The organism is Embleya sp. NPDC055664 (genome assembly GCF_053618075.1).
In genome coordinates this window covers 42,715-52,367 of the sequence record NZ_JBSHGZ010000056.1, presented here as the reverse complement: position 1 = coordinate 52,367, position 9,653 = coordinate 42,715, and the positions used below count along the sequence as shown (strand labels likewise).

General features: G+C 71.7%; 7 protein-coding genes. 5 read left to right on the top strand and 2 right to left on the bottom strand.

What is annotated here, in order from left to right:
- Positions 1–229 precede the first annotated feature (229 nt).
- Positions 230–1,564: an erythromycin esterase family protein gene (locus tag ACWGR4_RS45575; RefSeq protein WP_452131999.1), complete on the bottom strand. Its 1,335-nt coding sequence runs from the start codon at positions 1,562–1,564 to the stop codon at positions 230–232.
- A 940-nt stretch (positions 1,565–2,504) separates the two neighbouring features.
- On the opposite strand from ACWGR4_RS45575, the gene ACWGR4_RS45570 reads away from it, so the two are divergent.
- Entirely contained in the window at positions 2,505–2,879 is a 375-nt protein-coding gene (locus ACWGR4_RS45570; RefSeq protein WP_452132016.1) for a serine hydrolase, read from the top strand.
- A gap of 585 nt (positions 2,880–3,464) precedes the next feature.
- Complete coding sequence (locus ACWGR4_RS45565; protein ID WP_452132000.1) at positions 3,465–4,646, top strand: M48 family metallopeptidase; 1,182 nt, start codon at positions 3,465–3,467, stop codon at positions 4,644–4,646.
- Positions 4,647–4,768: 122 nt separating this feature from the next.
- Here ACWGR4_RS45565 and ACWGR4_RS45560 read toward each other — a convergent pair whose 3' ends face one another.
- Complete coding sequence (locus ACWGR4_RS45560) at positions 4,769–4,984, bottom strand: hypothetical protein (RefSeq protein WP_380010488.1); 216 nt, start codon at positions 4,982–4,984, stop codon at positions 4,769–4,771.
- Positions 4,985–5,991: 1,007 nt separating this feature from the next.
- Between ACWGR4_RS45560 and ACWGR4_RS45555 the strand changes: the two genes are divergently transcribed.
- The 3 genes from ACWGR4_RS45555 (at position 5,992) to ACWGR4_RS45545 (ending at position 9,589) form a co-directional block, all read left to right on the top strand.
- Positions 5,992–7,644: a serine/threonine-protein kinase gene (locus tag ACWGR4_RS45555; RefSeq protein WP_452132001.1), complete on the top strand. Its 1,653-nt coding sequence runs from the start codon at positions 5,992–5,994 to the stop codon at positions 7,642–7,644.
- A gap of 91 nt (positions 7,645–7,735) precedes the next feature.
- A complete protein-coding gene (locus ACWGR4_RS45550; protein ID WP_452132002.1) occupies positions 7,736–9,037 on the top strand; it encodes a serine/threonine-protein kinase in 1,302 nt (433 codons plus the stop codon).
- Positions 9,038–9,139: 102 nt separating this feature from the next.
- Positions 9,140–9,589 carry an RrF2 family transcriptional regulator gene (locus ACWGR4_RS45545; protein WP_452132003.1) on the top strand — a complete coding sequence of 150 codons (450 nt, stop codon included), beginning with the start codon at positions 9,140–9,142 and terminating at the stop codon, positions 9,587–9,589.
- The last annotated feature ends 64 nt before the right edge of the window (positions 9,590–9,653 follow it).

Below are 9,653 nucleotides of genomic sequence, written 5' to 3'. Positions count from 1 at the left end.
CCGGACACGTCGCCGGGCGGTCGACGACGTCACGGGCCGGGAACCGATCGGACGACCACCGCCCTGTCGGGCCGGGGGTTGGGCGTCGACCGCAACGCGGTCGACGCCCTTCCTTGCGTTCCGCCGGGGCCGTCCGGCGAGCGGTCGGCCGATCCGCGCGGCCGGGCGGCCCGACTTCGTGCCGACGTGCTGCTGATCCGATATCGCACCTCCCGCCGTGATCCGACGGTCAGCGCATGTGGGTCTCTGTGACGCGGTGCAGGTGGACGACGACGTCATAGGTCTGCGAGAGACGGATGTTGTTCATGATGTAGGGATCGGGCCAGGAGGCGCCGATGCTGCGGGTGGGACGACGCGTGCCGAGCCAGTCGCGGGCGGCGCGTGGGGCGGTGCGCGTGTCCAGGTAGTAGTCGCGCGTCGAGACCTTCTCCAGCGTCTCCTCGTTGCCGCCGGCAGCTGTCGGCCCGACCTCGCGGGGGCGGAACGGCGACGTGGGGTCCTGTGCGTCGACGGCGTTGAACCGGCCCCGTCCGAAGGTGAATCCGACGGCGACGTAGCGCGAGCCCAACGCGTCGCGGAGGAACTGGCCCTGGACCTTGGGGTACAGGTCGATGTTGTCGGGTTCGGTGCCCACATGCGTGTTGTGGGCGGAGAGCAGCACACGTTCCCCGGTGTACCGCTGCCACCACACGGTGTTGGCGGCCATGCTCTCGTCCCGGTGCAGCTGTGCCTTGGCGCCCTCGGAGCCCATGAAGTCGAAGCCCTGGGACGTGCCGACCTGGGCGATGGACCTCGCGTGTTGCAATACCAGTTGGTACTCCTTGGGAATGCCGCCCGGTCGCTGCCGTTCCAGCAGGTCGTAGGCGCTGCGGACGTCGTCGCGCATGCGCCGGCGGGTGTCGAGGGGAAGCGTGCGGCGTTGCATCATCGTGTCGCTGACGCCGGCGGTGGGGCGAGACTCCCGGTACAGGCGCCGGAACTCGGGCAGCAGGGCGGGGTAATGGCGGGCGACGTAGTCGGTGACGGCGTCGAACTGCACCGTTCCGGCGTAGTTGACGTCGTTGCCGACGACACGCAGGGGGTGGCGGTCGGGGTGGTGTTGGTTCCACTCGCGCATCCAGCGGAACTGGGCGGCCATCTCATGGGTGTTCCACAGCGCTCCGCCGTTTTGGAGTTCGTCGGTCATGATGGTGTCCAGGTTGCCGGCGCCGCCGCGAACCCAGGCGTCCAGGCGCAGGCCCGCGCTCCAGTGCATCTCGAACGCGAAGGTGGTGAAGCCGCGGCGTTCCACGAGGTGGCGCAGGAGTCGGTGCTTGATGTTCTGGAACTCGGCGGACCCGTGCGTTGCTTCGCCCACCCCGAGTACCTCGGCGTCGCCGACCATGCGGTCGAAGGCGCGCAGATCGGCGTCCGGGGCGGCGGGGTCCGTGGAGCCCAGTGTGTGCGCAGCCGCGGCGAGGGCCCGTACGGGGTTGGTGTCGGTTGACGATCCCGCGTGTGCGGTCCCGATCGTGCCCGCGGTCGCACCCAGGCACAGCACGAGCGGTACCAAGGGGCGCAGCATCTGCCGCACTGTGCGCGAATGCGGGTAACTCCCTTGCTTCGAGGGGCGGTTCACGATTGTGCGCGGTACACGCGGAGTTTCGTTTCGCATGCGCCCAGGCTAGGAACCCGGCTCCTCGGCGCGCATCGTCCGCCGGCCCGAGGACCGGAGTCCCCCTGCGGCTCATCCGGTTGGTACTCGGGTCCGGTGTCGGATGGCCCGGCCGAACTTGCGTACCGGGTAGCCGAGTTCGTGTGCGATGTCTGGTGTGCCGTTCCAAGCGGCCTCTCGGCAGGAGTGTCTTCCTCGTCCGTTCCGCCGCCCGGAAGCAGGTCCCGATCCTCGATGACTCCGTCGCGCGCGACGGCACCCTGGTTGCCGTTCTCGGGTTCGCGTAGAGACCGTGGCAGGCGGTTCGGTGGACGACCGGGTGAGCTGGCGCCCCGATGCGGCGCAGCGGCGGGTTCGGGGGTGTACTCGAAGCGTGGTGGGCCGTTGTGCTTGCGTGCTCCGGCTCGCCGCCGACCCGTCAGAAGGGCGGGTCGTCCGCGCAACCTTTGTCCCGCGCCCGTGGATCGTCGGCGATCGCGGGGAGGTTCGGGTCAAGCATCCTGGGCAGGAGCGCTGCCGCTCCGGCGCCACCGTGATGGGCGCAAGACTGCAGCCATGGCAATTCGGCCGCCAGGCGGTCGAGTTCGTCTGCGGCTATCGCCTCGGGGGTGGTGCGCAGGTCGTCGGGAACGGAGTCGGCGACCAGGCCGGGCGAGCGCGGCGGCCGGGCGGACCACAAGCGGGTGAGCCGGGTTCGCCCAGTGGGCGCGGGTGAGGGTGGCGGCGTCCTGGTGCCGGTGTTGGTGGGCCAGTTGCGCGACCGCCAGGATCAGGCCCGCACGCACTTGCGGATCGGTCTCGTCGCGCAGGTGCTCGTGCAGGGTGGCGGAAATCCTCCCGGCCCGGCCCGCTGCGACAGACAGGACGTACGCCGCGCCCATCCGTATCGCGGAGACCTGGTTCGCGGACGGTCGACTGGACAGGAGTCGGCGCGAGCCGAGGAACGCGGACCACCGCGCGCGACATGGTCGACCTGCTGGAGCTGATCTGGACCGACCACGCCGAACCCGCCGCCGCCTGTGCGCGGGTACGCGCCGTCATGGCACGGCAGTTGACCCGGCGCAGGATCGCGAGCACCTTCCGATCGCCGGTGCGGGTCGCAGCCAAAAGCGGCAGCCTGCTGGGCGTGATCCGCAACGACGTGGGCGTGACCTCCTACCCGGACGGCGGCCGCCATGGCGCCGCGGCCGGGGCCGTCGCCGCTCTGCGGGACGAACGCCCGTGACGGCCGCGCGCATGTGGCGGACGTTACTCGCCTCGGCAGTCGTACATCCTCGCAGTTCGTGTCCTGCGCCGACGCCGACCCGGGGCTTCGCGCGATGTCCCACCACGTGTCCGGCCCCGGAATCTCACGACCGCCCCCGGCTCCGCGCATCGAACGCCGAGCGCACGCCACCGACCTGCGCCGTCCCCCGAAGGGAAATTCGTAGGTCTCGATCTGCCTGGCCTGGGCGTGCTCACGCTCCGGGGACCTCGGCGTACACCATCGTCATCGACAAACCGGACCAAGCCCCGGCGGGGGCGGACGGGTTCCGGCTCATGACGGGTTGGGAGCCGAGGCGGGTGTGGGGGCGGCGGCCGGTTTCGGTGGGGCCCGGGGGCGGGTTCGCGGTGTGGTGGCCGGGGACTACGCTGCCTGGTCGGCATGGGTGGCAGGCGGTGGGGCGGTCCCGGGGAGGGGTCGTCGGGGGGAGGCATGGTGGGTGTTCGGGTGGAGGGTTCCGATCGGATTCGGGCATGTCCCGACTGTGGGGCGGATGTCCCGACGGCGGAACGATTCGTCGCCTGGTGTGCGGAGTGCGGGTGGAACGTGGATCCCGGCGGTGCCGAGGAGCCCGCGCCGGGACGGATCGAGGCGGCTCGACGACGGCTCGCGCACCGCGACGGGGAGCGGCTGCTCGCCGAGGTCGAACGCGGCGGGGACCCTCGGCCGGCTCGCGACACGAAGCGGATGCTCACCTACGCGGTGGCCGTGCTGGTGCATGCCACGACGCTGGTGCTCCTCGTGCTCGGCGTGTTGCTTCCGATCGTGGCATGGGGCACCGTGTTCGGGCCGGTCCTGGGTGGGTTGTTCCTGGCGATGGCCTGGGTGCTGCGCCCGCGGCTCGGCGCGCTGCCGAAGAACACTCCCGTGCTCGAACGGGCCTCCGCACCGGCGCTGTTCGCGCTGATCGACGAGATCGCGGCGGTCGCCGGCACGACCGGGGTGGACGCGGTGGTGATCGACGGGCAGTCCAACGCGGGCGTGACCACATACGGTCTGCGGCAGCGGAGGGTGCTCCATCTCGGGCTGGGCCTGTGGGAGGTGCTGGCGCTGCGACAACGCGTCGCGCTCCTCGGCCACGAACTCGGGCACTACGCCCACGGCGACACGCGGCGCGGCGTCGTGGTCGGGAGCGCGTTGCGCTCGTTGTGGGTCTGGTACTACCTGCTCGCTCCGTCGCGGCGGCCGGGGCCGGGCAGCGTGGTGGTCAACTCGCTGATGTTCCTGCCCCGATGGGGCGTCTATGGGGTGCTGGCCCTGCTCGACCACCTGTCCGTGGGCGCGGCGCAGCGTGCCGAATACCTCGCGGACCGCACCGCCGCCCGGGCCGGATCGAGTGCGGCGGCCGTGGAACTCATGGATCGGCTCCTGATCGGTGACTCCGTCGACGCCGAGTTGCGGCGGCAGGCCGTGGTGGCGAACACCCGCGTCGGGCGGCCGGTGCCGCGCGCCGAACTCGAGGCGGGCCTGTGGGCGAACCTCGCGGCGCATGTCCGAGGCATCCCGGAGCGGGAGTACGAACGGCTGCGGCAGGTCTCCGCGTTGCGCGGGCACAGCGTCGACGCCACCCACCCGCCGACCCATCTGCGTCGGCAACGGGTGTGCAACGACGAGCAGTACCCGGGCCTGGTCCGCCTCGACCACGACCGCGACGCCACGATCGGCGACGAACTCGCGGAGGCACGAAAGGAGTTGGCCAGGGAAGCACTCCGCGACACGACCCGCTGAGCGGAAGTCGCGAAATCGGGAGCCGGCACGGCGCCTCGCGCCGGCGGCGCCGCCTGCACGGTGACGACCTGGTCGAGGTTCGTGGCCACCGCCGCGGGCGCCGGCCCCGTGAGAGGTCGCCGTCACATCAGGATGCCGAGGACGACGATCAGCACAGTGGTGACCATCACCAGGAGCATCCCGCCGCACCCGTCGTTGGCCTGGCGCTTCCTCCGCCGCGATCCGCTGGGACGTTTGCCGCCCATGTGGGCGGCGCAGTAGCGCTTGCCCGGCACGGTCGGCTTCCCGCAGGTCGTCCCGCCCCGCCCGCGCACCGTCGATCGCTGGCACCTGCCCACGTGAGCCTCCTGGGTCCGACGGATGGTCACCCCATGCTGTCGAACTCTCGCCGCGCGTGGCGGCAGTTCGCCGAAACCGGTTCCCGGCCGAGGTCGGCCAGGCGGGTGTGATTGGCGCGTTCGGGCCCGGCGGTGCTGCGACACGGAAATCGCGCCGAGCCACTCCCGCAAGACCTGCTGCGCGCAGCAATCCCGCGACGGCAGCGGCGTTTCGACTTCCCTGAGGACACCGGCATCTGCCCGATCTGCAAGGACGAGGTCACCGCCGGCAGGTCGGTCCGGCAGATCTGTTTGCGGCGCCGATTGCCAAGCGGATACCGGCATCGGACGCGACGGGCTCGCGAAGAGAATCGCACCCGACGACTCCGGTCCGGGTGGGACGGGTCGAACGAGCCCCGGCGGCGGGGGTCTCCAGGGACCACCCCTGTCGCGTGTACGGATAGTCCGCGAACGCCCGGGCGAGGGTGTCGACCGCGACGACCGCAGGACCCGGCTCAGCCCGCGGCCTCCCGCCGGACCGCGGCCGGGCGGATGCTCGCCGACGTCCGCCGGCCGATTCGGAACAGCACATCGAGTGCTCAGAGCGTCTGCCCCATGCGTCGGCCGACTCGACCACGTGACCGCGATCGCCGTGGCGGACGGCGACCTGCCACACATGTCCATGTCCGGGTCGCCATCGGCCGTACAGCGGCGGTGCCGTCGCCGCGCGGTCGGGCAACGCGCACGGCGCTCGCCGGGTCGAAGCGGCGGTGCCACAGCCGAGCCGGGCCCGGTGCCCGCCTTGGGGCTCTGCGGCTCCGGGGCGGTCGACTGCCGCGTGGTCGGCGTGTTCGAGCCGGCGACCGGGGTCGGCACGGATGTGGGAACCGCCCGTCACCGCTCTCCCGTGCGGCCCGGCCGGGTCGTCGACCTGGCCTTTCGGAGCGCGAGGCGTCGAACTCATCTCCGTCGCAAGGTGGTTGGGGTCGGATACACTGCGGGCTGTTCATCGGGGGGAGGGGGCGGGCATGTCCGGACCGGGCATCGAGCCGTTGCACGACGACGATCCGACGTGGATCGGGCCCTATCGGCTGCTCGGCCGGATCGCCTCGGGCGGGATGGGCCGGATTCATCTCGGTCGCGGCACCGACGGCGGTCTCGTCGCGATCAAGACGCTGCTCGCCGACGGCGAGGTGGGCGCGGTGAATCGGCGTCGGTTCGCCCGCGAAGTCAAGATCGCCCGGCAGGTGCGCGCCGAGCACACGGCGCGTGTCCTGGCCGCCGACCCGGACGCCGAGCGCCCGTGGATGGCCACCGAGTACGTCCCCGCCCCGTCGCTCGCCGAACTGGTGGGGCATGCAGGGACGTTGTCCGGTTCGGCGGTGCGCTGGGTGGCCCGCGGCACCGTGGAGGCTCTGGTCGGCCTGCACCGCCAGGGCATCGTGCATCGGGACGTCAAGCCGCAGAACCTGCTGCTGCCCGCCGAGGGGCCGTGTCTGATCGACTTCGGGATCTCGCACGCCCAGGACCTGACCCGGACGTCGCTCTCGCTCGGGACCGTCGCGTTCACCTCCCCCGAACAGGCCCGCGGCGAGGAGTCGACCGCCGCGTCCGACGTCTACTCGCTGGGGGCCACGCTCTTCCACCTCGCGGTGGGCCGTGCGCCCTACCCGGTGGGCGAGGACATGATGCGGCTGCTTGCCCGGGTGGCCGAAGCGGATGTGGATCTCACCGGTCTGCCGGCCGAGTTGGCGCCGGTGATCGAGCCGTGCCTGGCCCTGGAGCCGGCCGATCGGCCCACATCCGCGGAGGTGCTGGCGAGGGTGTCGGTGGACCTCGCGGAGGCACCCACGGCCGAGCGGATCGTCGGATGGTTGCCGCCGCGATGGTCGGCGTTGGTGGCGGAATACGCCCGGTACGGGCGGGACTTGACGGCGTGGTCGGCGGATGGGGACGCCACCCGAGCCGATGCCGACAGCGATGCCGACGCCACCACCGACGACGCCACCGAGGACACCACCGAGGACACCACCGACGACGCCACCACCGCTGCCGATCCACCGGAGCCTCCGCCCGGAGGGCGGGCCCGAGTGCTCGTTCGAGCGGTCCGGCTGCTCATGGTGTCCATCCTCGTCGCCATCGCCGGCTTCCTCGGGATCGCGTATTGGCACAGCGAGCAGGCGAAGAAGCCCAGTGCCACCGATCGGGCCTTCCAGGCACTGGCACCAGGGGACTGTCTGGGTTCGACGCCGGTCGCCGGCGAGTGGGCGAAACGGGCGCCGAGCGTGGTCGACTGCGGTCTGCCGAACGCCTACGCACGGGTCACCTCGGTTCCCGGCGTGAACGGTGGATCCTGCCCGAGCCGCCCCGAAGTCATCGGCTGGTTCCGCGCGTTCCCGCAGGGGGAAACCTTCGCGGTGTGCGCGGAACGCCTGTACCGGGTCGGTCAGTGCACCGTGGGCAAACGCGAAGGGCGGCACATCACGAATGTGCAGGTGCACGAGGTCTGGGACTGCCGGACAGGGCAACTTCCGCCCGGATATTCCGAGTTGCTCAGAATCACCGAATACCCGGCAGCCGGGCAGGACTGCCGCAGGGACGACCGGGATACGGCGGATTCCGGCGAGTACGTCCGCTACGTGGTCCGGACCGGTGAGGTCGCGTGTCTGGTCCGGGTGTGAACGACCGCCGGCGATCGGCGACCCGCGCCCGCCGACCGACGCTCACCCGAGGTACGGCCTTCGATGAACGGCACCCGATGAACGGCCTGCGATGAACACCCCGATCGCCCCGGATGCCCCGGGCACCCCGCCCCCCACCGCGATCCGCCTCGACCCGCTGAGCCGCGACGACCCGGACCGCCTCGGCGACTACCACCTGATCGGCCGACTCGCCTCCGGTGGCATGGGTCGCCTGTACCTGGCTCGCTCGACCGCGGACGGCAGTCTGGCCGCCGTCAAGACCCTGCTCGCCCGGGGCGGAGTCGGCGAGGTCGAGCGTCGCCGGTTCGCGCGCGAGGTCGGGCTCGCGCGGCGCGTACGCGGTGAACACACGGCGCGGGTCCTGGCCGCCGACCCCGAGGCGGCCCGTCCGTGGATGGCGATCCGGTACATCCCGGCTCCCTCGCTGGCCGAACTCGTCGCCTCCCGGGGCACCGCCGACGAGGCGTGCGTGCGTCGACTGGGCGCGAGTTGTGCCGCGGTATTGCTGGATCTGCACGAGGGGGGCATCGTGCATCGTGACCTCAAGCCGCAGAACATGCTGCTGCCGAACACCGGGCTGCAGTTGATCGACTTCGGCATCTCGCACGCCGCGGACGTCACCCGGACCCACCTGACCCTGGGCACCATCGCGTTCACCTCCCCCGAACAGGCTCGGGGCGAGCCGTCCACTGCGGCGTCGGACGTCTACTCGCTGGGGGCCACGCTCTTCCACCTCGCCGTCGGGCGTCCGCCGTACCCGGAAACGGGCAACGACCTGCGGCTGCTGGCCCTGGTCGCCCGCGCCCAGGTCGATCCGGCCGATCTGCCCTCCGGACTCCGCGAGTTGATCCTCCCCTGCCTCGCCCTCGAACCGGACGACCGGCCACGGACCGCGGATCTGCTCGGCGCATTCACCGAGTCGGGGCGGTCGCCGGGCCTGCCGAACGCCGCCGATCTACGGATCCCCGACGGCTGGCGCGTACTGATCGACGCGTACGAACGCGAGGGTCGCCAACTCGCAGCAGCCGAACCGCACTTCGCTCACCCAACAATCGTCACGGCGCCGCCGCGGCCGACCTCGCCGGCGCAACCCGCCGCCACCCGAGTCGATCACACCGCGCCCGGACCGGCACCCCAAGGACATCCCGGCGACGGGCTCGCCGATGGGTCCGGCGGGTCGGGCCACCGGCACGACCGTCGGCCCGGCGAACCCGTCGACATCGCACGCAGGTTCGCGGGCCTGTCCGCGACCGGTTGGCGGGCCGCGGCCAAGGCCGGTACCGCACTGACCGTGCTCGTGGTCTACACCCTGCTGCTGCTCGCGGTCCTGGCCGTGGTGATCGCCATCGTCGTCGCGGTCGCCCGCGAATGATGCGCGGTGGTTACGCGCGACCTCGATCCGCGCCGCCCGGTCGGGGTGGCCCCCGGGGACTTTAACTTGCATTCACGATGCGTATTAAATAGCGTGCCCCACATGCGACTGGCCATGTTCACCGATGTGGCGCTGCGGACACTGATGTGTCTCGCGGCCACCCGGGACGAGTCCCTGACCACCCGGCGGGTGGCCGAGGCGATCGACATCCCGTACACCCACACGGCCAAGGCGGTCGCGCGCCTCCAGCATCTCGGCCTGGTCGAGGCGCGACGCGGTCGTGGCGGCGGCCTGAGCCTGGGCCCGGGCGCCGCGTCCGCGTCCATGGGGACGCTGGTCCGAGAACTGGAGGGAGCCGGCGACGTGGTCGCCTGCGAGGGCGACTCGCCGTGTCCGCTCGCCGCGAACTGCCGTCTGCGCGGGGCGCTTCGGCGTGCGCAGGAGGCGTTCTACGCCTCGCTCGACCCGATCACCCTCGCCGACCTGATCTCCTCACCCACCGGCCCGACGCTGATCGGCATGATCACCCGAGCGCCCACCGGGTCCGGCTGATTCCTCCCGACCCGACCCTTCGCTTCGCACCCCTGTCGCACCCCTCTCGCCTCTCTCGCCCTTT

Bases quoted from the DNA above. Each gene is read 5' to 3' on its own strand.
- ACWGR4_RS45545 (WP_452132003.1), top strand. From the start codon at position 9,140: ATGCGACTGGCCATGTTCACCGATGTGGCGCTGCGGACACTGATGTGT.
- ACWGR4_RS45555 (WP_452132001.1), top strand. From the start codon at position 5,992: ATGTCCGGACCGGGCATCGAGCCGTTGCACGACGACGATCCGACGTGG.
- ACWGR4_RS45550 (WP_452132002.1), top strand. From the start codon at position 7,736: ATGAACACCCCGATCGCCCCGGATGCCCCGGGCACCCCGCCCCCCACC.
- ACWGR4_RS45575 (WP_452131999.1), bottom strand. From the start codon at position 1,564: ATGCTGCGCCCCTTGGTACCGCTCGTGCTGTGCCTGGGTGCGACCGCG.